The sequence below is a fragment of the Pontibacter burrus genome (assembly GCF_010686685.1).
Lineage (GTDB): Bacteria > Bacteroidota > Bacteroidia > Cytophagales > Hymenobacteraceae > Pontibacter > Pontibacter burrus.
The window spans coordinates 1-636 of the sequence record NZ_JAAGWD010000026.1; the positions used below are offsets into that span (position 1 = coordinate 1).

Consider the following 636-nt stretch of genomic DNA (forward strand, 5'->3'; position numbering starts at 1 on the left):
CTATGAGAAAGACGGATATAATTGGAACCAAAAAGAAAGCCTTTCTGAGTTAATTGACCCAAACAGGATCAAACAAATAAAAGAGGATTACATCAAGAAACAAGAACGCTCTACTTCTGTAAAGTCACAATACTTGTTAGATATTCTTGATGATTCCGAAAGTGAAGGTTGTGCCGCTTGCTTTATTTAAATATTAATACGTAAACAAACTAAATGAAAATCAAAGTAGAGACTTGGACACTAAATGATTTAGTAAATGCTCAAGGTAAAATTAATCCTAAACCACAGTACCAAAGAACATCCGTTTGGCAACCACCAAAGAAAAAGCTTCTAATTGACTCCATTCTTCGTGGTTATGATATCCCAAAGTTTTACCTAAGAAAAACTCCTAATGATCTTATCTTTAATTATGAGGTAACTGATGGGCAACAAAGGATGAGGGCAATTTGGGAATTTATAGAAGGTAAATTTACTCTAGATGAAGCAACCTTTGACAATATAAATACTAAAAACCTTAGCTACAACAAGTTATCTAAAAATAATATTCTTAAACATACTCAATTTTTAAACTATCCAATCACAGTTGCTATAATCACGGAAGCTAGCCAAGAAGAAATACGAACTCTCTTTGCTAGA

The 636-nt window shown here is 32.5% G+C and carries 1 protein-coding gene and 1 pseudogene; both read left to right on the plus strand.

The window, feature by feature from the left end; all coding sequences use genetic code 11:
* Window positions 1-190 (plus strand): annotated as a pseudogene (locus tag GXP69_RS18900) (phosphoadenosine phosphosulfate reductase); the annotation flags it as partial.
* Window positions 191-213: 23 nt separating this feature from the next.
* Window positions 214-636, plus strand: a 423-nt coding sequence (locus tag GXP69_RS18905; RefSeq protein ID WP_163917182.1) for a DUF262 domain-containing protein, incomplete at its 3' end; no start/stop codon positions are given.